16 protein-coding genes, 3 rRNA genes and 1 riboswitch are annotated in these 25,884 nt (G+C 42.7%); of the genes, 8 read left to right on the top strand and 11 right to left on the bottom strand.

Annotated elements, in window-relative coordinates; genetic code table 11:
- Nucleotides 1–39 precede the first annotated feature (39 nt).
- A complete protein-coding gene (locus ACRWQL_RS10610; protein ID WP_434949844.1) occupies nt 40–567 on the bottom strand; it encodes a hypothetical protein in 528 nt (175 codons plus the stop codon).
- 106 nt (nt 568–673) lie between these two features.
- Nucleotides 674–1,453 carry a hypothetical protein gene (locus ACRWQL_RS10605; RefSeq protein WP_434949842.1) on the bottom strand — a complete coding sequence of 260 codons (780 nt, stop codon included), beginning with the start codon at nt 1,451–1,453 and terminating at the stop codon, nt 674–676.
- Between the two features lie 299 nt (nt 1,454–1,752).
- On the opposite strand from ACRWQL_RS10605, the gene prlC reads away from it, so the two are divergent.
- Together prlC and ACRWQL_RS10595 are read left to right on the top strand one after the other, a co-directional pair.
- Nucleotides 1,753–3,792 (top strand): oligopeptidase A, encoded by a 2,040-nt coding sequence (gene prlC / locus ACRWQL_RS10600; protein WP_434949841.1) that lies wholly within the window; start codon nt 1,753–1,755, stop codon nt 3,790–3,792.
- 178 nt (nt 3,793–3,970) lie between these two features.
- The gene (locus tag ACRWQL_RS10595) at nt 3,971–4,633 is read left to right on the top strand and encodes a PilZ domain-containing protein (RefSeq protein WP_434927559.1); all 663 of its coding nucleotides are present in this window, start codon (nt 3,971–3,973) and stop codon (nt 4,631–4,633) included.
- Nucleotides 4,634–4,958: 325 nt separating this feature from the next.
- Here the strand turns inward: ACRWQL_RS10595 and ribB are convergent, their stop codons facing one another.
- Entirely contained in the window at nt 4,959–5,615 is a 657-nt protein-coding gene (ribB, locus tag ACRWQL_RS10590) for a 3,4-dihydroxy-2-butanone-4-phosphate synthase (protein WP_434927563.1), read from the bottom strand.
- 93 nt (nt 5,616–5,708) lie between these two features.
- Nucleotides 5,709–5,899, bottom strand: a riboswitch (FMN riboswitch).
- Nucleotides 5,900–6,047: 148 nt separating this feature from the next.
- On the opposite strand from ribB, the gene ACRWQL_RS10585 reads away from it, so the two are divergent.
- Nucleotides 6,048–6,578 (top strand): thioesterase family protein, encoded by a 531-nt coding sequence (locus ACRWQL_RS10585; RefSeq protein WP_434927564.1) that lies wholly within the window; start codon nt 6,048–6,050, stop codon nt 6,576–6,578.
- Nucleotides 6,579–6,713: 135 nt separating this feature from the next.
- Nucleotides 6,714–7,403 carry a DNA-3-methyladenine glycosylase I gene (locus ACRWQL_RS10580; protein WP_434949839.1) on the top strand — a complete coding sequence of 230 codons (690 nt, stop codon included), beginning with the start codon at nt 6,714–6,716 and terminating at the stop codon, nt 7,401–7,403.
- Nucleotides 7,404–7,418: 15 nt separating this feature from the next.
- Here the strand turns inward: ACRWQL_RS10580 and ACRWQL_RS10575 are convergent, their stop codons facing one another.
- Nucleotides 7,419–8,036 carry a TetR/AcrR family transcriptional regulator gene (locus ACRWQL_RS10575; RefSeq protein ID WP_434949837.1) on the bottom strand — a complete coding sequence of 206 codons (618 nt, stop codon included), beginning with the start codon at nt 8,034–8,036 and terminating at the stop codon, nt 7,419–7,421.
- Between the two features lie 775 nt (nt 8,037–8,811).
- Here ACRWQL_RS10575 and ACRWQL_RS10570 point away from each other — a divergent pair.
- Nucleotides 8,812–9,960 carry an efflux RND transporter periplasmic adaptor subunit gene (locus ACRWQL_RS10570; RefSeq protein WP_434927566.1) on the top strand — a complete coding sequence of 383 codons (1,149 nt, stop codon included), beginning with the start codon at nt 8,812–8,814 and terminating at the stop codon, nt 9,958–9,960.
- Between the two features lie 9 nt (nt 9,961–9,969).
- Complete coding sequence (locus tag ACRWQL_RS10565; protein WP_434949835.1) at nt 9,970–13,137, top strand: efflux RND transporter permease subunit; 3,168 nt, start codon at nt 9,970–9,972, stop codon at nt 13,135–13,137.
- A 1,249-nt stretch (nt 13,138–14,386) separates the two neighbouring features.
- Here the strand turns inward: ACRWQL_RS10565 and rrf are convergent.
- The 3 genes from rrf to ACRWQL_RS10550 form a co-directional block, all read right to left on the bottom strand.
- Nucleotides 14,387–14,502: ribosomal RNA gene (rrf, locus tag ACRWQL_RS10560) — 5S ribosomal RNA — on the bottom strand.
- A 139-nt stretch (nt 14,503–14,641) separates the two neighbouring features.
- Nucleotides 14,642–17,544: ribosomal RNA gene (locus ACRWQL_RS10555) — 23S ribosomal RNA — on the bottom strand.
- Nucleotides 17,545–17,925: 381 nt separating this feature from the next.
- Nucleotides 17,926–19,470, bottom strand: a 16S ribosomal RNA gene (locus ACRWQL_RS10550).
- Together the 16S, 23S and 5S rRNA genes form the textbook arrangement of a ribosomal RNA operon.
- A gap of 556 nt (nt 19,471–20,026) precedes the next feature.
- Between ACRWQL_RS10550 and ACRWQL_RS10545 the strand changes: the two genes are divergently transcribed.
- Together ACRWQL_RS10545 and ACRWQL_RS10540 are read left to right on the top strand one after the other, a co-directional pair.
- Nucleotides 20,027–20,578 (top strand): gamma carbonic anhydrase family protein, encoded by a 552-nt coding sequence (locus ACRWQL_RS10545; RefSeq protein ID WP_434930840.1) that lies wholly within the window; start codon nt 20,027–20,029, stop codon nt 20,576–20,578.
- Between the two features lie 243 nt (nt 20,579–20,821).
- On the top strand, nt 20,822–22,033 hold the full coding sequence (locus ACRWQL_RS10540; RefSeq protein ID WP_434949833.1) for a diguanylate cyclase domain-containing protein: 1,212 nt from the start codon (nt 20,822–20,824) through the stop codon (nt 22,031–22,033).
- A gap of 35 nt (nt 22,034–22,068) precedes the next feature.
- Here the strand turns inward: ACRWQL_RS10540 and ACRWQL_RS10535 are convergent, their stop codons facing one another.
- From ACRWQL_RS10535 to ACRWQL_RS10520, 4 genes are read right to left on the bottom strand one after another with little or no spacing between them, the layout of a single operon-like run.
- Entirely contained in the window at nt 22,069–22,329 is a 261-nt protein-coding gene (locus ACRWQL_RS10535; RefSeq protein ID WP_434949831.1) for a DUF1488 domain-containing protein, read from the bottom strand.
- A complete protein-coding gene (gene aroE / locus ACRWQL_RS10530; RefSeq protein WP_434949829.1) occupies nt 22,329–23,162 on the bottom strand; it encodes a shikimate dehydrogenase in 834 nt (277 codons plus the stop codon). The genes ACRWQL_RS10535 and aroE overlap by 1 nt, the downstream gene beginning before the upstream one ends.
- Before the next feature lie 44 nt (nt 23,163–23,206).
- Nucleotides 23,207–24,478 (bottom strand): amidohydrolase family protein, encoded by a 1,272-nt coding sequence (locus ACRWQL_RS10525; protein ID WP_434927642.1) that lies wholly within the window; start codon nt 24,476–24,478, stop codon nt 23,207–23,209.
- A gap of 10 nt (nt 24,479–24,488) precedes the next feature.
- On the bottom strand, nt 24,489–25,871 hold the full coding sequence (locus ACRWQL_RS10520) for an amidohydrolase (protein WP_434949827.1): 1,383 nt from the start codon (nt 25,869–25,871) through the stop codon (nt 24,489–24,491).
- Nucleotides 25,872–25,884: the final 13 nt, after the last annotated feature.

Raw genomic sequence — 25,884 nt, 5'->3', positions numbered from 1 at the left:
GAAACGACTTGGATGCTAGGTGCCATTAATAAACTCGCGTTAACGTTTGTACTGGCATCGGTCGTGATCACCCTGAGAAGGGCCTTTTCCTGCGCACTGCAAACATTTCCACTCAGATAACCTAGCGGACAACTCTTTTTCAAAATGTTGTTGATGGCGGTTTTCTGTTCGAACTTTACCTTGCAAATAGGTAATACGATTATGCAACCAGCGACAACTGGGATCATCGGCCATTTTAGCGGCTGCGGATGATTTTGTTTTGGAGGATGTTTTTCCTGACCCTTTAATGGATTTTGTGGCATTTTGTAACCGATATGGCGCAACTAATGCTTCTTCAGCATCATACTCAAGTGAAAATGAAGGCTGACTTATCTTAATAGGTTTACCTTCACTGTCATAAACACCATCTTTACCAAGCTTTACTGCTGATTGATTATTAAGCTCAGTTTGTTTTAACTTTGTATTGGCAGTTAGCTCTGCCCAATCATCGCCGGCAACACTTTGATTTAGGCTTAATAGGCAAATTAGAGAAAATAGGACAAAACAAAATAAAATGAGGCGCTTCATAATGCATCCTTGCAAAAATTGAGGTAATAAAAAACACAACCATCCTGTTGCGCTTTAAAGTGTAGACTAAATTTTCAAATAAAGGAGGCACATCGCATTAGCCGAATTAGAAAACCCAGTTAATATGCACGCCGCCATAGGTTTCGCTTAAACTGCCTGTCGTGCCATCAGCTAACGCTTCACGCTTAATATCCTCTAATGCTTTGGTACGACTAAAATGCGCAGACAATTCAACATTATTAGATAGTGCATAACCCGCTTCAACACCGAACTGTATGTGGTTGGCACCATCATGTTGTTCAGTTGCATATTGAAAGTCAAAGCCCTGGAGAATATAAGGCGTCACAATAAATTGTTCAGTAATATCCCACGGGCTATGTAAACTTGCTTCAACAAAAAATCCAGCGGCTTCAGTAGCATAGGTGTAACTCACTGCAGGCACTAACCAATCTATTCCGGTATAAGTTATTGAGCTAAATAACTCATTGTCTGAACCGCGTTCATCGCCATAAAATTCTAAACGCTGATAACCCACCGTAGCGTCAAGGTATTCATGTAAATGAACAGTGTATTCAACACCAAAATCCCACTCAATATAATGTGTTTGGTCACCGCGGCCTAATGCTACAAAAGCCATTAAATCATCTTGAATCACACTCGCAACGCCCCAGGCAATGCCGCCTTTATCGAGGTTATTGCGCCCTTCGGAGATATACTCGCTATCCCAAGCAATATCTAATGCAAACTCAGACGCTGACAGTTCTTGAACTGACGATGTTAAAAGGATACCTGCCAAGGTGAGCCCCATCATCGCGGTTCGCAAAAGATAAACCTGACTTAAAATATAAGTACTCATGCTTGCTGAAACAGAAGGTAACTTTGCCATAATGATTATTGACTCATCGAAACAGAAATTAACAATTTTAATAATACTAACTAATAGCCGTAAGAAAGATAATAATAACGAATTGCATTTGCGATCTAGTTGTCAATAGTTGCACCGCAAATAGCATGTAAATGCAAATCGGGAGCAAAATCACTTTTTTTAGTCAGTTTTTAACCTAGGTAATGCCTGATAGAGTATTCTTAGGCATACTCCGATTTATCCGAACAGCCTATTTGACTTGAAATTCAACCCTGTCGCCCTAATAAAGATCATATACGCCTACTCTTCGAGGAAACATTATGAGCAACCCATTGCTAAGTGGCACAGAATTACCGCTTTTTTCACAAATAAAAACTGAACACATCAAGCCAGCTGTAGAACAAGCCATCGAAAACTGCCGCAACAGCATTGATGAACTCCTCGCAAAGAATAGTCTATATACTTGGGATAACTTAATTGCGCCACTCGAAGAAGTTGATGATGAGCTCAGTAAAGTCTGGTCGCCGGTTTCTCATATGAATTCAGTTGTTAGTAATGATGAATGGCGTGAAGCACACGATGACTGCCTACCACTATTATCGGATTACGGCACCTATGTCGGCCAACACCAAGGCTTATATGAAGCGTATAAATCGATTCACCAGTCCGCGGATTTTGGCCAATTAACCCAGGCACAAAAAATGGTGATTGAACAAAGCCTACGTGATTTCGAATTATCGGGTATTGGCTTAAGTGATGCAGATAAAGTCCGTTATGGCGACATAGTGAAACGTCTTTCAGAACTGACCAGCAATTTTTCCAACCAATTACTCGATGCAACTCAAGCATGGACAAAATTAATTACTGACGAATCAGCGTTAATTGGTCTTCCTGAGTCCGCTATAGCAGCAGCAAAAGCCATGGCTGAAGAAAATGAGCAAGCAGGTTGGTTATTCACCTTAGATTTTCCATCATATTTACCTGTTATGACCTACAGTGAAAACCGTGAGTTACGTGAAGAATGCTACCGTGCATTTGTGACACGCGCATCAGACCAGGGCCCGAATGCCGGTGAGTTTGATAACAGCAACAACATGAATGAAATTATTGCACTACGTCATGAAATTGCTAACTTATTAGGTTTTAAAAGCTATGCCGATGAATCTTTGGCAACCAAAATGGCTGAAACCCCTGAGCAAGTACTGGGCTTTTTAAATGAATTAGGTGAACGCTCAAAAAATCAAGCTGCTAGCGAGTTGGCTGAACTTCGTGCCTTCGCAAAAGAACATTTCAATGTGACCGAAATGGCGTCGTGGGATTTAAGCTTCTATGCCGAAAAACTGCAACAGCATAAGTATGAAGTATCCCAAGAAGTGTTACGCCCGTACTTTCCTGAAAACAAAGCTTTATCAGGTCTTTTCTTTACGGTAAACAAGCTTTTTGGGCTAACCATTAAAGAAGAAAAACAATTTGATACTTGGCATAAAGATGTGCGTTTTTTCCATATTTTTGATGCAGAAAATATTCACCGAGGCAGTTTCTACCTCGACTTATATGCCCGCACAGGTAAGCGTGGTGGAGCATGGATGGACGACTGCCGAGGTCGTCGTATTACCTCTACTGGCCTACAAAAGCCAGTTGCTTATTTAACTTGTAACTTTAATGGCCCTGTAAATGGTAAACCGGCTTTATTTACCCATGATGAAGTGATTACCTTATTCCATGAATTTGGCCACGGCATTCACCATATGCTCACCAAAGTTGATGTTGGCGGCGTATCAGGTATTAATGGGGTGCCATGGGATGCGGTTGAATTACCAAGTCAGTTTTTAGAAAACTGGTGCTGGCAAGAAGAAGCATTAGCGGAAATTTCAGGCCACTTTGAAACCGGTGAGCCACTTCCTAAAGCATTGCTGGATAAAATGTTAGCAGCAAAGAACTTCCAATCTGGCATGATGATGTTGCGCCAGTTGGAGTTCTCGTTATTCGACTTTAGAATGCACCATGAGTTTGATCCTGCTAAGGGCGCCGATATTCAGGGTATTTTAGATGAAGTACGCAGTAAGATTGCGGTATTAACACCGCCTGGTTTTAACCGCTTCCAACATGGCTTTGCCCATATTTTCGCCGGTGGCTATGCCGCGGGATATTACAGCTATAAGTGGGCTGAAGTATTGTCTGCAGATGCATTTTCGCGCTTTGAAGATGAAGGTATTTTCAACTCAGAAACAGGCAAAAGTTTCTTACACAACATACTCGAAATGGGCGGCAGTGAAGAACCCATGGAGCTATTTAAACGCTTTATGGGACGTGAACCTAATACCGATGCCCTATTAAGACATAGTGGTATTGCTGCTTAACAAAATACTGTAAACAACGAAAGCGCCTTAATGGCGCTTTTCTTTAAATTGAAACATCCACACTTGATAACTTAGGGCGTTTATCCATTATTGGCATAAAAAGAATTGCCTTATAGGGATTATCACAATACATTAACAGGCCTCCATACTAATAATAATCTATGAACGGACTTGAACGTTGACAGCCAATATACAGCCTATTTTCTTTGATTTAAAACCAGGAAAAATCGTCGATTTACAAATTGACCATCCTGTTAAACTACGTATAAAAGCGACGTTAGCAGGTTATGATTTAGGCCAATATATTATCTTAAAACATCCCGCCCCACAGAATATGAATAACTACAGCGATGTGTTGACCGAAGGCAATGTGGTTGTTGTTCGTTATCTACTCGAAGGTCAACAAGGGGAGTGTTACGCGTTTAAAGCCACCATTCGAAATATCACTAAGATTCCTGAAAAATTTATATTTTTAACCTACCCAGAAAAAATTGAAAATAGACAACTACGTACTCATCAACGTTATGTCACCCATTTACCGGCATCTCTTGTCGCAAGAGGCGAACAAGAGGTTAAAAAAGCAGCCCAATTAAAGGGCATTATTTCTGATATTTCCGCAAAAGGTTGTGGTTTTGTTTTTAAAACCGATAACCCTAAAGTGACCGTAAACCAAAAAGATATCTTTGTTGTGCTTCGCTCACCTAGCGATCTTGAAATTACCATTCCCGCCAGAGTATGTAATAGTCGTTTTGAAAATGGCAAAGTAAATGTAGGCATTCAATTTAAAGAAGATGATGAACAGATCAAAAAGTTATTGAACCAACTCTTTATCGAATTGTAATGTCAGTCATCGACACTTCAGTCAAATAATCTATATTATTTCCCCTTAGCACTGTAGCTATTTTGACTAAATACTCACTCCCAACGACTGGATGGATGAAAAAACACTCTGGTATATGGCATCTTTTATAAGTGTGGATCCACAAAGGAATGTTAACTGAGGCTAAGACAATGGCCCAATACCAAGTCTTTATAGATGCACTTTAATGTCATTACCCCTCATATAAGCAGGCTTAATCTAGTACGCTGGCTGATAATAAAAGAGGCGCTTATGCGCCTCTTTCCAGCAATAGTACTTCACAAAGCTATTAAGTCCGTTAAATCAACTAGGCTAATTTCAAATCATGCTTTAAGCGATACATTACCATATCTTCTATCGTTAGAACTGGCATGTTATGTTTTAAACCAAAGGCAACAATTTGTGGTGTTTTAGCCATAGTGCCATCTTCATTGGTTAGTTCACACAACACACCAGCAGGCGCTAAACCTGACATTTGCATCAAATCAACTGTGCCCTCTGTATGGCCGCGACGCGACATCACTCCACCAGCACGGGCGCGCAGTGGAAACACATGCCCCGGTCTTGCTAAGTCGCTGGCTTTAGCATGTACTGCTGTTGCCGTTTTAACTGTAGTAACACGATCAGCTGCTGAAACACCTGTGGTCACGCCAACTTTGGCTTCTATCGATACCGTAAATGCCGTTTGATTAGCACTGTTGTTATCCATCACCATAGGTGGCAGTTCAAGCTTATTAGCTTGCTCATCGGTTAAGCATAAGCACACAATACCGCTGCATTCACGGATCATTAATGCCATTTGCTCTGTGGTTAGGTGCTGTGCTGAATAGATAATGTCGCCTTCGTTTTCACGATCTTCATCATCAAGCAATAACACGCCCCGACCTTGTTGTAAGGCAATAATAGCTTTTTCAACGCGTTCGATTGGATCACCAAAAGGTGCAAGTAAAGATAACTGATTCATGGTTTACTCCTAAAAAATACCAGAACCAGGGCTTTGAAGAGGGTTTTTACGCCAAATAGAATTGCATCAGTGGACAGAGTCTACTGATGGTGTTGCTATTCTCTCTCATCCGGACTTTAACCGTCGGCTTTGGAATATTAGCTATTACCAAATAGTAATAAACTAAGTCACCAAATCTGCTGACCTCGACGAATCGAGCGCTCGCGGGCTTTATGCTTACACCATATAAGTAGGCATAAGTATTTACCGCCGGTGGGGAGTTTCGCCCCGCCCTGAGAATTAATGCTGAAATTCAGCAGCGCTATAATAATGTCCTAGCCACATAAGTTCAATCAACTCAACGCACAAACACCCACGAAAATCGCGAAAACTCTACTTGCTCGCTGGTATGACCTCTGCTAGCCTGTGGCACTCATAAAGGAGTGGTTGTAAATGAATCTTTATTTTCGATTAGTGTGGTTATTCATGTGGCGCATTCGCCATTGTCCTGGCATTGGTTTTTTAGGCACTAGCAAGATTAGTTATCGAGCGCTGCCGTTTGATTGCGATGTAAATCTGCATCTCACTAACTCACGCTACCCTGCATTTATGGACTTGGCACGTACCTATATGATCGCCGATATGGGATTAATGAAAAAATTTCTTAAGATGAAGTGGATGCCAATTGTTAATGCATCTGAGTTCACTTATATCCGTGATATTAAGCCATTTGAAAAGTTTGAAGTTGAAACTAAAGTGGTTGGATGGGACGAAAAATATTTCTATATTGAGCAGCGTTTTGTCACCGCACGCGGTTTGCATTGTATTGTTCATGTCCGTGGCGTATTTATATGTAAAGGCAAACAAGTGCCGATTGACACCTTAGTGTTAGAAGCGGGGTATGAAGGTGCAACACCAGAGTTACCACCAGAAGTGGTAAAGTGGAAGCAATTTTTACAACTTAAAAAAGAAAGAAACATTTAACGCCTAATGTTAATCTAAACAACCACAGCCATCGTATAGATGGCTGTTTTGTTTGTGCCATATAATCATTTAAATAGATTAATTTAGCTCATAACTCAAACGCTAAATGACAATCAAATACCTGAGGACCATATTGTGGCTAAGCTAGAAAAATTTGCTGATATCGTGTTACGTGCCTGTGAACGCAAAGGTGGAATGGCGGCTGTTGAAGCTTTGTTACCCAACACATTATCCAGTAGTGAAATAGCCCAATACAGTGATGCACAATTATTATCAGCTATGTCTAAGCGGGTTTTTCAAAGTGGTTTTGTGTGGCGCGTAGTCGACAATAAATGGCCCGCTTATGAAAAAGCCTTCTTTGATTTTGAGCCACAAAAAGTGCTGATGCTATCACCTGAGCAGATTCAACAACGGGCATCCGACGCAACACTGATCCGCCACCAAAAGAAGACCCAGGCTATTATGGATAATGCCTATATGGTGCAATCATTGGCGGCTAAACACGGCAGCTTTGCTGAACTCATCGCCCACTGGCCAACCGAAGACATTATTGGCTTATGGCAGTTACTGAAAAAACAAGGTACTCGTTTAGGCGGCAATACTGGCGCTTATTTTTTACGCTCGATTGGCAAAGATACTTTCATTTTATCCAACGACGTACAAGGGTATTTAAAAGCTAAAAACGTTGTTGATGCTGGATTTAGTTCACAAACAGGCCTTAAACAAACTCAAGCCGCATTCAATACATGGCAACAAGAGTCAGGCCTGACATTAGCTGAAATCAGCCGAATTATTTCACTCGGCGTCGGTGATAATTATCTGTAGAAGTGATAATGGGTATTAAGCTGTTACATGATAACGGCTTAGAAACATTTGTGCTGTTTCATCGGCCAGATGCTGACGTTCTTCAGTGGTGAGTAAGGGTTTATAAGCCAATAGTTGTGGCCAGAAACAATGCCCTTTAATTAAGTGCATTAGCTGTTCATTAGCAAAATTAACATCGGTTAGTGCTAACTTATTATCGCTTACGGCGGCTTTTATCCAGCGCAGTAACGCCGTTTCAAGCAGCTTCATTTTCTCAACCTCTCGGTTCATGTCTTCACTATTGTAAAACAAGTGCCCAAATGCGACTCGGGCCATATCGATATGTTCTTGTGAATTAATAAACTCAATTTCGGTCAAAATAATGGCCGTAAATTGTTGCAGTAAATCTTTGTCGGCTTGATATTGACCCTGATTACGTGCCATAGCGTCAAGCCACAATTCACTCACCAGGTGCATCACTAAGGCTTCTTTGGTGGCAAAGTGATTATAAACCGTGCGTTTAGACACTTGCGCCTCTTCAGCTAGCTTGTCCATACTGGTCGCTGCGACACCTATTGATTTAAAGGTGCGCTTGGCTGCATCAATAATGGCTTGTCGTTTTAACTGACTGCGGCTTTTCTTTTCAGTATCCATGTCGCTTTATATTCAAAAAATTGATAAAAGTTATTTTACACTGACCAGTTTACTTTTCAACTGGATCGAAATAAACTACACCGTATAGTTTACTTTTTGGCTAATAATGAAAATGTTGATTATTGTCGTACCAGTCTTGTTAATCATGAGTATATCCATTGGGATATTTCAATGGTTAATTGTGTCGAAAACCAAGCTGTAGATTAGCAAAAAGGAATATCTGATGTTTGCAATATGCTCAAGAGTCTTGCGTTTACAAAACGGACAACTGCCCTTGCTAAACAACATCGTGTTGAGCTGATTATTCCTGAATTTGGCCGACTGATTTGCATGGCAACCCCACAAGCACATAATCTTTGATGACAAAATTCAGCGAAATTAACGCAACAAATACCTGTTTTACAATAAAAATAAGCAAAACTAACCAAAAGAGCTAACAGACATAAACCATTAATAGTGGAATACTATAATAACTTTCAACAAGGTTATCTTAGTTGGTCAGTGTAATTGCAATATATAGCTGTTAAATTAATCACACACTGAGTAAACATTTTTAGTTAGATTACTCATAAAACAAGTTTTTTGGTCCAAATTCGTTAACAAACAGTTATCAATCAATCGGGTTAACGTATTTATTTACAATTTAGCCCATTGGCTTTGCGAATAGTTTCTATGAGCAATGTTAATTGCGTAGCAAAATATACAGTTAGAATTGAAATAGCCTTTTTCACACAGTAACCTAGTTGTGTGTGGATACATTAGAGTAGGAGCTCTCATGCACAAAGCATTGAAAATTGCCGCAGTGATAACTGCGACGTTATGGTTAACAGCCTGTGGCAAACAAGACGAAGGAGCGCAGGCTCAACAAGAGCGCCCACCTACTCCGGTTGGTGTAATGGTGGTGACAGCACAGTCGCAGTCTATTCAAGTAGAGCTACCGGGTCGCAGCAAATCGTTTTTAGAAGCTGAAGTTCGTCCACAAGTGTCTGGTATTATTACTGAACGTGGATTTGTTGAAGGTAAAGAGGTCACTAAAGGTCAATCTCTTTATCAAATCGATTCTGCTACCTACAAAGCGGCTTTAGTCAGTGCAGAAGCTGATTTAGCCAGTGCTAACGCAGGTTTAGAATCTGCTAAAGCGAAAGCGGCACGCTACCAAACATTGGTAAAAACTAATTCGGTCAGTGTACAAGATTTTGATGAAGCAAAAGCTGCTTATAAAGAAGCCTTAGCATCTGTAACCGTTGCGCAAGCCGCTATTAACACAGCTAAAATCAACCTTGAATATACTGAAGTAAAAGCCCCAATTGCGGGTCGCATAGGTAAATCATCAGTAACTGCAGGTGCTTTAGTTACCGCAAATCAAAGCAGCACTTTGGCGACGATTCAACAATTAGACCCTATCAATGTTGATATTGCTCAATCTAGTGTGCAGTTATTACGCCTTAAAAGTAAGCTAAAAGCGGGTAAGTTACAAAAAAGTGACAATGCTACTGTTACGCTGATTTTAGAAGACGGTACCACTTATGATCAGCAAGGTACGATGCAATTTGCTGAGGTCAGTGTTGACGAAGCTACCGGGTCTGTCACATTACGTGCTGAATTCCCTAATCCTGATGGTGTGCTGTTACCAGGTATGTATGTGCGTGCACGCTTAGATACAGGTACGGATCCACAAGCTATTTTAGTACCTCAACGCGCCATTACTCGTAATACCAAAGGTCAGGCAATGGCGATGATTGTTAATCAAGATAACAATGTCGAAGTGCGTATTGTCACTACTGCTGAAGTAATTGATAACCAATGGCGCATTATTGATGGTCTCCAAGCTGGCGATAAATTAATTGTAGAAGGCTTGCAAAAAATTCGTCCCGGTGCGGCGGTATCACCACAGGTATTAACTGCAGACACTCCACAAAAATAGGACATTATTATGGCTCGCTTTTTTATCGATCGCCCTATTTTTGCTTGGGTGATCGCAATTCTTATTATGTTAGCAGGGGTGCTGGCCATTAAAGGCCTGCCCATTGCTCAATACCCTAGTATTGCACCGCCAACGGTAGTCATTACCGCATTTTATCCTGGTGCATCGGCCAAAACCATGGAAGATACCGTGACTCAAGTTATTGAGCAACGTATGACAGGTATTGACCATTTACGCTATATTTCTTCTAGCAGTGATAGTTTTGGTAACGCGACTGTTACCTTAACGTTTAATGCCGAAGCCGATGCCGATATTGCTCAAGTTCAAGTGCAGAATAAACTGCAGTCGGCAATGACCTCCTTACCTCAAGAAGTACAATCACAAGGTGTAAACGTTAACAAATCCAGCGCGGGTTTCTTAATGGTTGTGGCGTTTGTGTCTGAAGACGGCTCGCTGGCTAAAAACGATATTTCTGATTACGTTGCTGCCAATATTCAAGACCCTATGAGTCGAGTACCAGGTGTTGGTGAACTCGAGTTGTTTGGTGCACAGTACGCAATGCGCATCTGGCTTGAACCGCTAAAGTTAACCCAATACAATTTAACCAGTATTGAAGTAATGGCAGCGATTAGAGAGCAAAATGCTCAAATATCGGCTGGCCAATTAGGCGGTTCACCTGCAATGCCTGGCCAAGAGTTAAACGCCACGGTTACCGCACAAAGCCGTTTACAAACACCTGAACAATTTAAACGTATTATTCTGAAATCAGACTCTTCTGGCGCAAATGTCTATCTTGAAGATGTGGCTCGAGTTGAACTTGGTGCCGAAAGCTACGCGGTTGAATCCTTCTATAATGGTAAACCTGCATCTGGTCTAGCTTTTAAGTTGGCAACAGGTGCAAACGCACTCGATACAGCTAATAATATTCGCGACCGTTTAGATGATTTAAAAACCTATTTTCCTGAAGGGTTAGAAATTTACTATCCGTATGACACTACTCCATTTGTTGAGAAATCTATTGAAGGTGTGGTTCATACGTTAATCGAAGCTATCGTATTAGTATTCTTGATCATGTATCTGTTCTTACAGAACTTCAGGGCAACGTTAATCCCAACGATTGCAGTACCCGTAGTACTACTGGGTACATTCGCTATTTTGTCGGCAACAGGGTTCTCTATTAACACCCTCACCATGTTCGCTATGGTGCTGGCAATAGGTCTACTGGTCGATGATGCCATTGTGGTAGTAGAAAACGTTGAACGATTAATGTCTGAAGAGGGGTTAAGCCCACTTGAAGCAACACGTAAGTCGATGGATCAAATTACTGGCGCACTTGTAGGTATTGGTTTAACACTTTCTGCGGTATTCGTGCCTATGGCCTTTATGTCAGGCTCTACCGGGGTGATTTATCGCCAGTTCTCAATCACTATCGTGTCAGCGATGGCACTGTCTGTTTTAGTAGCGTTGATTTTAACACCTGCTTTATGTGCAACCATGTTAAAGCCATTACCTAAAGGTCATACCCATATTAATACCGGCTTTTTTGGTTGGTTTAACCGTATGTTTGATCGCATGACATCTCGCTATGAAGCGAGCGTGGCTAAAATTCTTAAACGCAGTTTCCGCATGATGGGCATATATCTTGTGCTAGTTATTGCTACAGCGTGGATTTTCTTACGCATGCCAACTGCATTCTTACCAGATGAAGATCAGGGGATTTTATTCACCCAAGCAATTTTGCCAACCAACTCAACCCAAGAAAGTACCGTTAAAGTGTTAAACGAAATCAATGATTTCTATCTAACACAGGAAAGCGATTCGGTAAACTCTGTGTTCAGTGTTGCAGGTTTTAGCTTTGCGGGTATGGGCCAAAACATGGGGATGTCGTTTGTTGGCTTAAAAGATTGGGCCGAACGAGAAGAACCAGGTCAAGATGTGCAGTCTATCGCAGGTCGTGCAATGGGCCGCTTTATGCAAATAAAAGAAGCCATGGTGTTTGCGTTTGTTCCACCTGCGGTAATTGAGTTAGGCACAGCAAATGGTTTCGATTTATATCTGCAAGATAGAAGCGGTAAAGGCCATGATGCATTAATTGAGGCACGTAACCAGTTACTGGGTATGGCGGCACAAAATCCAAGCTTGGTGGGCGTTCGTCCCAATGGCCAGGAAGATGCACCAATGTACGAAATTCATATCGACCAAGCAAAAGTACGCGCACTGGGTATTGATATAAACAGTGCCAACAGCGTACTCGCTACCGCATGGGGTGGCTCATATGTGAATGACTTCATTGACCGTGGTCGCGTTAAGAAGGTATACGTACAAGGTGAAGCTAAATATCGTATGCAACCCAGTGATTTAGACACTTGGTATGTCCGTAATTCAGAGGGCGAAATGGTGCCCTTTTCAGCCTTCGCGACAGGCTCTTGGAACTTTGGTTCGCCACAGTTACAACGCTTTAATGGTTTACCTGCTGTCAATATTCAAGGTGCTACCGTGCCTGGTTACAGTACCGGTGATGCTATGGTTGCGATAGAGAAAATGGTCGAACAATTGCCACCTGGGTTTGGAGTTGAGTGGAATGGCCTGTCCTATGAAGAACGTTTGTCGGGTAACCAAGCACCTGCATTATATGCTTTGTCAATTCTAGTGGTGTTTTTGGTCCTTGCTGCACTCTATGAGAGCTGGTCGGTGCCATTTGCCGTCGTATTAGTCGTACCTCTAGGGGTTATTGGTGCATTGCTTGCTATGAACGGCCGTGGTTTACCTAACGACGTATTCTTCCAAGTAGGCCTATTAACAACCGTCGGGCTGGCAACTAAAAACGCTATCTTAATTGTTGAGTTTGCTAAAGAATTCTACGACAAAGGGGCGGGATTAATCGAAGCAACACTGCATGCGGTTCGCGTGCGTTTGCGTCCTATTCTAATGACATCATTAGCATTCGGCTTCGGTGTGGTCCCATTAGCAATTAGTACTGGTGTCGGTTCCGGCAGTAAAAACGCCATTGGCACCGGTGTATTAGGTGGCATGATGAGTTCGACATTCCTAGGTATTTTCTTAATTCCATTGTTCTTTGTGGTGGTTGAAAGGATTTTCAGTAAGAGAAAAAGCCAAACTGAGCCAGAAACAGTCAATGTAGAATCAGCTCCAACAAGCAATAAACCTGACGCTTAATACCATTCGAAAAATACTTGAGTAAGGGTATTTTGCAGAACATAAAGGACCCAACGTGCAAACGTTTGGTCCTTTATTTTATCAAGCAGAATAAATGGTTAAACCATTACTTGCCGTTCTTTTTAACTAAATAACCTCAGTTCGGGATAATAAACGCTTACCAAACAGCCCTTTGTCTTGATAACTGCGTTATTTTTTACACAAGAGTACGTGCTATGGACGTGTTAATTCGCCTTGTTTTCAAAACAAACGACAAGCTTGCTACAAAATAAGCTAAATCTGTTGATTTCAGCTTGTTGAGCCTATCTCTTAACCCCAGTTGAGGTTAAATAAATTATTCTTAATTGAAAATCTCTACGTCGTTGTACTTATCAATCAAAAAAGTGCACCGAAAAATCAGCGCTACTTCACTTGATTTTATTTTAACTAGAATCTTTTTCGAACAGCATTTACCAACATGTTAAAGGCCGCCAGAGCCATTTTTAAAAACTAGATAACTGCCCATCCAAGTCAAGATATAATCATCTTTATCTAGTCTAAATTTTACGTGTCATGCAAACAAATACAAACCGTTTTCTGATCAATCAAGATTGTCATGGATAACCTCTCACTCTCGTCACCCAGGGTAATCAGAATCAATTTAGGACGCTTTTAAAAACCTTCAGATTCAGTACCCTTAATATTCCCTGTTCTCTGATACTCGATCTCATTAATAATTGGTTTCAAAACGAAGCAAGATTTGTGTAGTAACGGTTTGGATTAGCATATTTTTACGAAGCAGTATGCCCAGAAATGGGAGCAACTGAAGCCATCATGGACGGAGCTGGCTGGCATCAACGTGACTTGAATAATGACGTTATAATCTCAAACATCTCAAAATACCTCCATATTCACAATAAATTGCAGATGTAAAAAAGCCCGTTGCATTAGCAACGGGCTTATCACTACTCTTGCGAGTAAATTAGGCGCCTGGAAATGATCGACTCTCACATGGGCATATCGGCCACACTATGTTTAATGTAAATTGTATGACTTATGCTTAAGAATAATTTTTCGACACAAAACAAAAATGCCACTCAATTAGAGTGGCCTTGCTGTTTTACTTGGCGCCTGGAAATGACCTACTCTCACATGGGCATATCGGCCACACTATGTTTAATGTAAATTGTATGACTTATGCTTAAGAATAGTGACTCAATACAAAACAAAAAGGCCACTCAATTAGAGTGGCCTTGCTGTTTTATTTGGCGCCTGGAAATGACCTACTCTCACATGGGGAGACCCCACACTACCATCGGCGATACTGTGTTTCACTTCTGAGTTCGGAATGGGATCAGGTGGTGCCACAGCTCTATGGTTTCCAGACAAATTTGGTTTATCTAACGCTATTAACTAGCATTAAATAATAATTCGGAAAGCTGATTGCTCATTAGAGCTTCTTGAGTTCGCACTGTCTAAGTGTCCCATCCTAACAACTAAGGTTAGTAAAACCCATCTGGGTTGTATGGTTAAGCCTCACGGGTCATTAGTACAAGTTAGCTCAACGCCTCACAACGCTTACACACCTTGCCTATCAACGTAGTAGTCTCCTACGGCCCTTTAGAGAGCTTAAAGCTCTAGGGATGACTCATCTTGGGGCTCGCTTCCCGCTTAGATGCTTTCAGCGGTTATCGATTCCGAACGTAGCTACCGGGCAATGCCATTGGCATGACAACCCGAACACCAGCGGTTCGTCCACTCCGGTCCTCTCGTACTAGGAGCAGCTCCCCTCAATCATCCAACGCCCACGGCAGATAGGGACCGAACTGTCTCACGACGTTCTGAACCCAGCTCGCGTACCACTTTAAATGGCGAACAGCCATACCCTTGGGACCGACTTCAGCCCCAGGATGTGATGAGCCGACATCGAGGTGCCAAACACCGCCGTCGATATGAACTCTTGGGCGGTATCAGCCTGTTATCCCCGGAGTACCTTTTATCCGTTGAGCGATGGCCCTTCCATTCAGAACCACCGGATCACTATGACCTACTTTCGTACCTGCTCGACGTGTATGTCTCGCAGTTAAGCTGGCTTATGCCATTGCACTAACCGTACGATGTCCGACCGTACTTAGCCAACCTTCGTGCTCCTCCGTTACTCTTTGGGAGGAGACCGCCCCAGTCAAACTACCCACCAGGCACTGTCCTCAACCCCGATAAGGGGCCAGAGTTAGAACATCAAAACTACAAGGGTGGTATTTCAAGATTGACTCCACTCCATCTAGCGACGAAGCTTCAAAGTCTCCCACCTATCCTACACATGTAGGTTCAATGTTCAGTGCCAAGCTATAGTAAAGGTTCACGGGGTCTTTCCGTCTAGCCGCGGGTATACGGCATCTTCACCGCAATTTCAACTTCACTGAGTCTCGGCTGGAGACAGCGTGGCCATCATTACGCCATTCGTGCAGGTCGGAACTTACCCGACAAGGAATTTCGCTACCTTAGGACCGTTATAGTTACGGCCGCCGTTTACCGGGGCTTCGATCATGAGCTTCTCTTGCGATAACCCAATCAATTAACCTTCCGGCACCGGGCAGGCGTCACACCGTATACGTCATCTTGCGATTTTGCACAGTGCTGTGTTTTTGATAAACAGTTGCAGCCACCTGGTATCTGCGACTGCCGTCAGCTTAGGGAGCAAGTCCCATCACCAACAGCAGCGTACCTTCTCCCGAAGTTACGGTACCATTTTGCCTAGTTCCTTCAGCCGAGTTCTCTCAAGCGCCTTGGTATTCTCTACCCGACCACCTGTGTCGGTTTGGGGTACGATCCCTACTAACCTGAAGCTTAGAAGATTTTCCTGGAAGCATGGCATCAACTACTTCATCACCTTAGTGACTCGTCATCAGCTCTCAACGTGTACATTTAAGTACGTGTTCCCGGATTTGCCTAAGAACACCGCCTACTACCTTAAACGCGGACTACCAACGCCGCGCTAGCCTAGCCTTCTCCGTCTCTCCATCGCAGTTAGCAGAGGTACAGAAATATTAATCTGTTTTCCATCGATTACGCCTTTCGGCCTCACCTTAGGGGTCGACTCACCCTGCCCCGATTAACGTTGGACAGGAACCCTTGGTCTTTCGGCGAGGGAGTTTTTCACTCCCTTTATCGTTACTCATGTCAGCATTCGCACTTCTGATACGTCCAGTGTGGGTTACCCCTTCACCTTCAACCGCTTACAGAACGCTCCTCTACCGCTTGCAGTAAACTGCAAACCCGTAGCTTCGGTGGTATGTTTAGCCCCGTTAAATCTTCCGCGCAGGCCGACTCGACTAGTGAGCTATTACGCTTTCTTTAAATGATGGCTGCTTCTAAGCCAACATCCTAGCTGTCTAAGCCTTCCCACATCGTTTCCCACTTAACATACACTTTGGGACCTTAGCTGACGGTCTGGGTTGTTTCCCTTTTGACAACGGACGTTAGCACCCGCTGTCTGTCTCCCGAGTAGTACTCATTGGTATTCGGAGTTTGCAAAGGGTTGGTAAGTCGGGATGACCCCCTAGCCTTAACAGTGCTCTACCCCCAATGGTATTCGCTCGAGGCGCTACCTAAATAGCTTTCGAGGAGAACCAGATATCTCCGAGTTTGATTGGCCTTTCACCCCCAGCCACAAGTCATCCGCTCATTTTTCAACATAAGTCGGTTCGGTCCTCCAGTTGATGTTACTCAACCTTCAACCTGCCCATGGCTAGATCACTCGGTTTCGGGTCTACGCCTTGCAACTAAACGCGCAGTTAACACTCGGTTTCCCTACGGCTCCGCTATTCGCTTAACCTCGCTACAAAACGTAAGTCGCTGACCCATTATACAAAAGGTACGCAGTCACGGTCTCAAGAACCGCTCCCACTGCTTGTACGTATACGGTTTCAGGTTCTATTTCACTCCCCTCACAGGGGTTCTTTTCGCCTTTCCCTCACGGTACTGGTTCACTATCGGTCAGTCAGGAGTATTTAGCCTTGGAGGATGGTCCCCCCATATTCAAACAGGATGTCACGTGTCCCGCCTTACTCGTTTTCATCTATGGTTAGTTTTCATGTACGGGGCTATCACCCTGTGCCGCTGAGCTTTCCAACTCATTCCACTAACACCCCATAGACTTAAGGGCTAATCCCCGTTCGCTCGCCGCTACTAGGGGAATCTCGGTTGATTTCTTTTCCTCTGGGTACTTAGATGTTTCAGTTCCCCAGGTTCGCCTCATACAGCTATGTATTCACTGTATGATGACCACTTATGTGGCCGGGTTTCCCCATTCGGATATCGTTAGCTCAAATGCTTATTACTAGCTCGCCAACGCTTTTCGCAAGTTATTACGTCCTTCATCGCCTCTGACTGCCAAGGCATCCACCGTATACGCTTAGTCACTTAACCATACAACCCAAATGAGTTTCACTTGCGTGAACTAATCGGACTGTATCGCAACTAGCTGGTTTTTACTTGTCTCACTCCCGACCAGGAAGTGTGACTCGCCTTAGTTTTTAGAATATTCAAGACACTTAAACAGTGTTTTGAGAACTCAAGATACTGATGCTTTCACATCAATATTATTTTCGCACTAACCTAATCACAAAAACGACAACGAATCATCATTTATGCGCCTTTAGTTAGTACTATCAGCTTTCCAAATTGTTAAAGAACAACACTTAACCGGCAAGCGGTGTGTTTCACTCTACTTCCGAAGAAGTTAACAAGTAATCTGTGTGAACACTCACATGCATCTCTGCACTTTAGGTATTGAGTTAGTCGTATAGGTAAGGAGGTGATCCAGCCCCAGGTTCCCCTAGGGCTACCTTGTTACGACTTCACCCCAGTCATGAACCACAAAGTGGTGAGCGTTCTCCCGAAGGTTAAACTACCCACTTCTTTTGCAGCCCACTCCCATGGTGTGACGGGCGGTGTGTACAAGGCCCGGGAACGTATTCACCGTGACATTCTGATTCACGATTACTAGCGATTCCGACTTCATGGAGTCGAGTTGCAGACTCCAATCCGGACTACGACGTACTTTGTGAGATTAGCTCCACCTCGCGGCTTTGCAACCCTCTGTATACGCCATTGTAGCACGTGTGTAGCCCTACTCGTAAGGGCCATGATGACTTGACGTCGTCCCCACCTTCCTCCGGTTTATCACCGGCAGTCTCCCTAAAGTTCCCGACATGACTCGCTGGCAAATAAGGATAGGGGTTGCGCTCGTTGCGGGACTTAACCCAACATTTCACAACACGAGCTGACGACAGCCATGCAGCACCTGTCTCAGAGTTCCCGAAGGCACTAAGCTATCTCTAGCGAATTCTCTGGATGTCAAGAGTAGGTAAGGTTCTTCGCGTTGCATCGAATTAAACCACATGCTCCACCGCTTGTGCGGGCCCCCGTCAATTCATTTGAGTTTTAACCTTGCGGCCGTACTCCCCAGGCGGTCTACTTAATGCGTTAGCTTGGGAGCCCAGTGACTAAGTCACCAAACTCCGAGTAGACATCGTTTACGGCGTGGACTACCAGGGTATCTAATCCTGTTTGCTCCCCACGCTTTCGTGCATGAGCGTCAGTCTTTGTCCAGGAGGCCGCCTTCGCCACCGGTATTCCTTCAGATATCTACGCATTTCACCGCTACACCTGAAATTCTACCTCCCTCTACAAGACTCTAGTTCCCCAGTTCCAAATGCAATTCCTAGGTTGAGCCCAGGGCTTTCACATCTGGCTTAAAAAACCGCCTGCGCACGCTTTACGCCCAGTAATTCCGATTAACGCTCGGACCCTCCGTATTACCGCGGCTGCTGGCACGGAGTTAGCCGGTCCTTCTTCTGTAGGTAACGTCACAGCAATAGTTTATTAAACTACTGCCTTTCCTCCCTACTGAAAGTGCTTTACAACCCGAAGGCCTTCTTCACACACGCGGCATGGCTGCATCAGGCTTTCGCCCATTGTGCAATATTCCCCACTGCTGCCTCCCGTAGGAGTCTGGGCCGTGTCTCAGTCCCAGTGTGGCTGATCATCCTCTCAGAACAGCTAGGGATCGTCGCCTTGGTGAGCCATTACCTCACCAACTAGCTAATCCCACCTAGGTTCATCCAATCGCGAAAGGCCCGAAGGTCCCCTCCTTTCCCCCGTAGGGCGTATGCGGTATTAGCAGTCGTTTCCAACTGTTATCCCCCTCGACTGGGCAGATCCCTAGGCATTACTCACCCGTCCGCCGCTCGCCGGCAAAGATAGCAAGCTATCTTCCCGCTGCCGCTCGACTTGCATGTGTTAGGCCTGCCGCCAGCGTTCAATCTGAGCCATGATCAAACTCTTCAATTAAAGTTTTTTTGAAACCCGAAGGTTTCGGCTCAATGAATTCTGATTGCTTTATCAACCGAAGTTAACAAAGTCTTTTTGTACATATTGCTATGAACATTCATCGTTGCATTGAGTTTAAATTTTTTGATTGCTCTCCCTAAGAAGAAGCAATTTCGAATAACTCAATACCTGTGAATGTCCACACAGATTTCTTGTTTAAGTTGTTAAAGAGCGTTGATGTTAATTTTTCAAACATCGCCGTTGGACGCTAGGTCGTTGGCTTGGGCTGCGTATTCTACAGACCCTGTTGTCAGCGTCAAGTGTTTTTTCAAACTTTCTTTTCGCTGTTGATTTGATGATGAAACCGAAGTTTTTATCCTTTCAAATCAACCTAACTCGCTACTTTGCTTTCGCGCTGTGCCGTGTCAGTGGATGCGCATTATAGGGAGATTCTGAAACCACGCAACCCCTTTTTAAAAGTTATTTGTTATTTTTGGCCTGTTTGCGGATAATTTAGCCTGACCAGCTAGTTTTTAAGCATTATACTGTCTCAAACCATGAATATATAAGGATTGTTATGTCTACTAATGTAAGAACTTACCAAGGGATCCACCCTAATTTAGCTGATAATGTCTATGTTGATGAGTCAGCCGTGCTTGTGGGTGACATAAAATTAGACCATGACGCAAGTATTTGGCCATTAGTGGCCGCGCGTGGTGATGTAAATAAGATCCGTATTGGTAAACGCAGTAATGTACAAGATGGCAGTATATTGCATGTAACCCGTAAATCAGTTGCTAATCCTGATGGACATCCCTTAATTATAGGTGACGATGTCACCATTGGGCATAAAGCAATGTTACATGGCTGTAAGATTGGTCATCGTGTATTAATAGGCATGGGCGCGATTTTACTTGATGGTGCAGTAGTAGAAGATGATGTCATTGTCGGTGCGGGCTCATTAGTACCACCGAATAAGATTTTGCAAAGCGGTTATTTGTATGTTGGCAGCCCTTGTAAGCAGATTAGAGCCTTAACGGATGCAGAACGTGCTTTTTTACCGCAGTCTGCTGATAATTATGTTCGGTTAAAAAATGAATACTTAGTGGACTTACAACAGTCGAGCTAATGACGAAGCCTAATATGGGCCAATATAAGCTTGGTCCATTTAATTTAAACTCTTAATGCTTATAACACTTTTATTTATCGTATCAATTAATAAATGATTATATCTTAGTTGTGTATAAGTCGTGACTCTAGTCTATATTTAGCAAAGATTGTCACTTTAGTATTGAAAAATCGTTATACAGACCGTTTAAAGTCCCCCACCTTATCGGTTACTGGACTTCATTTTTTACTTAGGATGAGTGTAGTGCAAACTAAAAATCGAATTAACAATAAACACATCGCCTATATTGATTTTAAGCAACATCTTCTGCTGCTCGCTCTTCCTCTGTGTCTTATTTGCACTATTATCATTTTTACCCCAGCTATTGAACAAACTTATTTATACTTAACGTTGATTATTGGCGGGTATCTGGCCAGCTATGCAATTAGCTTTTACATATATAAGCAAAATATGTTACGACTTTGGCAGCATTTGGAACAGGTTATCCATATCAATGATACAACCTACGAGTTAGTTAATTTATCGAATAAGTATGACTCTGAAAAATCATTTCTAGACGCACTATTACAAAAAGCGGTATCCGCTGTAGATGATGCAGAAATGGGCAGTATTATATTGGTAGACAATATGACTGATCGGTTACAGTTTGCCTCCGTTATAGGCCTAAATATGGATGCCCTGCAAAATGTTAACTTTACGCTAAAAGAAACCTTTCTATATCGTTTAACTAAGGGGCGTTTTCATAAAACGGTTGTCATTAGTAACATCAATGCTAAAAGCGCCAAAAACGATGACCCATTTTTTCTACCAGATGCATCAACAAAACCTATTTGTTCAACATTATCCAGTCCAATTAGGATTAAAGGACAACTTTATGGAATGATGAATTTAGACAGTACTAAGGCGGGAACTTTTGGGGACTACGATATTAGTTTAGTCAATATTTTAACATCCGAGGCCGCTAACGCGATTTCGTTGTATCAGAAGTCGAAAGAAATAGAAAGTTTGGCTAATAATGACGGATTAACCGAACTTTATAATCGTAAAAAATTTGATGCTGCCGTTCTGCAATGGCAACATGATCCCAATTTAGGGAGTTACATCATTATTTTGGATATGGACAACTTAAAACCATTAAATGATCAACATGGGCATCAAGCGGGTGATGATGCACTGAAAATGTTGGCTAACTCGCTAAAGTCAATGTGGCATCCACATTTTTTAGTCGCTCGTTATGGTGGTGATGAGTTTGTCGCGTTATGCCATGGCCCAATTGAAATATTGATGAGACAAATGACAAAAATGCAAGATGAACTAACGCAGTTAACACCTGCAATTCATTTTAGCTATGGTCTTGCACAGTATGAGCAAGATTGGGAGAGTGCGTTTAAGCAAGCAGACAACAATATGTACAGTCAAAAGGAGTTTAAAAAAACAGCATCAAAAACAAACTAAGCTAAAAACTCAATTAGCCTATTTAAGTTGCACCATTATAATAGTAGCAATATGTCACCACTATCACTGAAAGCTTCCTTTTCAATCAGCGCTTCGGCTTTATCTTCTAAATCAAATCGACATTGTTCAAACAAGTGAACCGCGTTATGTTCATTAACCACTTGATGGTCGCAAAGCGCACTGATTACAGCAAAGCTTGCAAAACAGTTAATATGCATTCCCTGCTGCTGAGCAATAAATCTCACTTGATTTGTTTCCATATAGAGTTGATCGGTAAAAATCACACTTTGATTCATTAACTCGACACCTTTTGAGCAAGTGACTGTCGCAGTTTTTCCATAACAGAATCGGTATCAGGAGTAACTCCACGCCATAGGTTAAAGCTTTTAGCTGCCTGACCAACCAACATCCCTAAACCATCAGCTGTCTGATGTGCGTTTTGGTCTTTGGCCCACTGATTGAAGACCGTAGTATGCTGACTATAAGTCATGTCATAACAGTCTGTTGTTTCATCGATAATAACACTCGGCAGAGATATTAATTGCCCTGATAAACCTGCTGAGGTTGAGTTAATCACTAAATCAAATGGTGACTGGATTTCCTCAATCGGTTTAGCAAAAAAGTTACCATAATCGCAAAACAAGGTTTGCAACTGTTGTGCTTTTTCATGAGTTCGATTACAGATAACTAATTGAGCAACATGATGCTGTAAAATTGGCAATATACACCCTCTTGCAGCGCCACCAGCTCCAATTAATAATACATGCTTATCTTTGAGTGGCCCGAACTGCTTTTCAAGATCATTTACCAGCCCCACCCCATCGGTATTATCGCCGTATATTTTACCATCTTCAGTAAACGTCAACGTATTCACCGCACCCGCTAATTGAGCTAACTCACTGAGTTCATCACAAAGCGCATAAGCCTGCTCTTTAAACGGGGCGGTGATATTGGCACCTTTCGCACCTTTTTTTATAAAGGTGCGCAGGGTTTCCTCAAATTGATCGACCGGTGCAAGTATTGTTTGGTAACTCATATTTTGCTGGGTTTGCTTAGCAAACTCACTATGAATATACGGTGATTGACTTTGTGCAATCGGATTACCTAATACGGCATATAAATCGGTCATCAATTATCTTCTCTCTAATACAGCATGTTCATACTCAATTGGATTTACTTTGTATAACCACGCGGTAAGTCAGATGGTGTGGTGTAACGTTCGCGTAACTTGTCCTGACGACTTTGCGTACTTTGCTCTTTTCCATCAATGTACATTTTGACTACATGACTACTGTATTCGAATGGGTCTCCATTCCAGATAACAATATCAGCAACTTTACCTTCAGCAATTCTACCGCTGTCGATGTTAAACACATCTGCGACGTTTGCCGTCATTGATGCTAAAGCCGCATTATAATCCATACCATTAGCAACGGCATTGCCTGCACTATAACGTAGGCTATACACATTATGGCTATCGCCTATATTGGATAATATAACTTTGACACCCGCGGCATTTAATTTGCCCGCATTGCTTAAATCATTATGCAAAGAGTCAAAGCTTTCAGGTAAGTTACGCATTGCATCAATAATCACCGGCACATTGGCTTTAGCAATTTCATCAGCAATTAATACCGCATCCGCTGCGCCAACAAAGATAACATTTAGCTTAAAACGCTGTTTAATTTTGAGCACGGCTAACATGTCGCTAGCACGATCGGCGGCAACGATAAGCGGCTTTTCCCCTGCAAGTAACTGATTGATAATTTCGTCAGCGGCTTCTGGCTCAGCGTCTTCATTATCTTTACTTTTTTTGCCTTTAGCGGTCTTTTCAAGTGACTTTTGCGCTTTTTCAAGCTGAGTAACTAATTGCTGTAAATACGTCGCTCGAGATCCCTCATGGTTAGCGCCTAGCTCAACAAATACTGCGGTATTAGTTTGTTTAACACTATCCCACCCACCTGTTAAATCAATAACAAATGTTTGACCAGCAAAGATATCCTCACCACCACCTGAAGTAACAACATTGCGGGTAATGCCACCTTTGCGAGTAAACGCTATGCTGCTGGCTTTTGGATTGTAGGCATAGCTAGGATCAAAAGTAATATCCGCTTTTTTATCTTGAGCATCGCCAGATTCAGTTACCGCACTGATTTCAACTAGACCCAGTATGTTCATCGAACCTATAAACCCAGGGGTAACAACGCCCCCTTTGGCATCGATAACCTTATCGACCTCATATGCTGCAAGGCTATTTGCCGTATTTACCGCAGTAATAATGCCATCTTTAACGACAACTACAGCGTTTTCTAGTACGCCTTGTTCTGTGGCTGTATGTACAGTGGCATTAGTAATTGCAAATGATTCAGCTAACGCCAAACCCGATGTACCTAACATGGCACTTGCCATCGATAAGGCAAGTAACGTTTTTGTCATTTTCTTCATGTTATTGGCCTTATTCCTGTCCAAGTAAAAAGTCACTTTGAGCTTGATAGCGCGCATCTTTATCATCGAAGACTTTTGCACCATCAATAAATACTTGCTCAGCTTTAGCGTAGACACTAAACGGATTTACGTTCCAAATAACTACATCAGCGTTCTTACCTACTTCTAATGAACCTGTCTTATCGGCAATGCCTAAAGACTTAGCAGCGTTAGTCGTAATCCAGCTAATGACTTGTTCTTCTGTATAATTAAAACCATTGGCATTTGCATTGTGCATGATTTTGGCACTTTCTTGATTCAAGCGTTGAATCGTGACAGGAGAATCTGAATGCACAACCGCACAGGAGTTTTTAACAGCATCAACAATGGCAACATTTTCAAGTACCATATCGTATGCTTCTAACTTGAATCCCCACCAGTCTGGCCACATAGCAGCACAGTTTCCATTTTCAGCTAACGTATCGGCAATTTTGTAAGCTTCAATTGCATGGTGGAATGTGCCAGAGTGATAGTTAAACTCTTTGCCTAAATCAATCATCATCACCATTTCTTCGGCTTTATAACAATGATTATGAATCAGGATTTCACCTTCTAACACTCCTTGTAAAGTATCTAGGGTTAAATCGCGCTTAGGTGCAACGGCATTTTTTCCTGCAGCATAATCGGCTTCATACTTATCCCAAGCACGCTTATATTCAGTCGCTTCAATAAACGCCTGGCGATAACCCGCCATATTGCCCATACGTGTCATCGGTGGTTCATTGCGGCTACCGTAAAGCGACTTAGGGTTTTCACCACAGGCCATTTTCAAACCATAGGGCGCATCTGGAAACTTCATGCCTTGCATGCTTTCAGATGGGACATTTTTTAATGTCACACCTCTACCACCGATTAAATTAGCTGAACCAGGCAAGATCTGCATCGTGGTTACGCCACCTTCTCTAGCCCGATTAAAGCCGGGGTCCTGCGGCCATACGCTGTGTTCAGCCCATACTTCCGCCGTCACAGGATTGGTCATTTCGTTACCGTCGTTATGCGACTCAGCATTAGGGCTAGGATAAACCCCCAAATGAGAATGCACATCAATAATACCAGGAGTGACCCACTTGCCTTTCGCGTCGACGACAGTGGCGTCATCTGCAACTAGATTTTGCCCAACAGCACTAATCTTGCCATCAATAATAATCAGGTCAGCATTTTCGATTTTCTCACCAGTACCAGTTAACACTGTTGCATTTTTGATTATCGTTTTTTTACTGGGTAAGGCTTGATAAGTACTCGGATAAGGATTTTTATTAATTGTTACTTTTGGATCTTGAGCTTCTGATTGGTTGCATCCCATAAGGGCAGCAGTGACAGCAATCATCACTAAAGATGGCATCATCTTAGTCATTATTGTTCTCCTT

Source organism: Shewanella sp. HL-SH4 (assembly GCF_051164845.1).
Taxonomy (GTDB): domain Bacteria; phylum Pseudomonadota; class Gammaproteobacteria; order Enterobacterales; family Shewanellaceae; genus Shewanella; species Shewanella glacialimarina.
This window is presented reverse-complemented; position numbering and strand designations above follow the sequence as displayed.

What these genes read in the sequence shown, in the direction of transcription:
- ACRWQL_RS10610 (WP_434949844.1), bottom strand. Translation starts at nt 567, where the DNA reads ATGAAGCGCCTCATTTTATTTTGTTTTGTCCTATTTTCTCTAATTTGC.
- ACRWQL_RS10605 (WP_434949842.1), bottom strand. Translation starts at nt 1,453, where the DNA reads ATGGCAAAGTTACCTTCTGTTTCAGCAAGCATGAGTACTTATATTTTA.
- prlC (WP_434949841.1), top strand. Translation starts at nt 1,753, where the DNA reads ATGAGCAACCCATTGCTAAGTGGCACAGAATTACCGCTTTTTTCACAA.
- ribB (WP_434927563.1), bottom strand. Translation starts at nt 5,615, where the DNA reads ATGAATCAGTTATCTTTACTTGCACCTTTTGGTGATCCAATCGAACGC.
- ACRWQL_RS10585 (WP_434927564.1), top strand. Translation starts at nt 6,048, where the DNA reads ATGAATCTTTATTTTCGATTAGTGTGGTTATTCATGTGGCGCATTCGC.
- ACRWQL_RS10575 (WP_434949837.1), bottom strand. Translation starts at nt 8,036, where the DNA reads ATGGATACTGAAAAGAAAAGCCGCAGTCAGTTAAAACGACAAGCCATT.
- ACRWQL_RS10570 (WP_434927566.1), top strand. Translation starts at nt 8,812, where the DNA reads ATGCACAAAGCATTGAAAATTGCCGCAGTGATAACTGCGACGTTATGG.
- ACRWQL_RS10565 (WP_434949835.1), top strand. Translation starts at nt 9,970, where the DNA reads ATGGCTCGCTTTTTTATCGATCGCCCTATTTTTGCTTGGGTGATCGCA.
- ACRWQL_RS10545 (WP_434930840.1), top strand. Translation starts at nt 20,027, where the DNA reads ATGTCTACTAATGTAAGAACTTACCAAGGGATCCACCCTAATTTAGCT.
- ACRWQL_RS10535 (WP_434949831.1), bottom strand. Translation starts at nt 22,329, where the DNA reads ATGAATCAAAGTGTGATTTTTACCGATCAACTCTATATGGAAACAAAT.
- aroE (WP_434949829.1), bottom strand. Translation starts at nt 23,162, where the DNA reads ATGACCGATTTATATGCCGTATTAGGTAATCCGATTGCACAAAGTCAA.
- ACRWQL_RS10525 (WP_434927642.1), bottom strand. Translation starts at nt 24,478, where the DNA reads ATGAAGAAAATGACAAAAACGTTACTTGCCTTATCGATGGCAAGTGCC.
- ACRWQL_RS10520 (WP_434949827.1), bottom strand. Translation starts at nt 25,871, where the DNA reads ATGACTAAGATGATGCCATCTTTAGTGATGATTGCTGTCACTGCTGCC.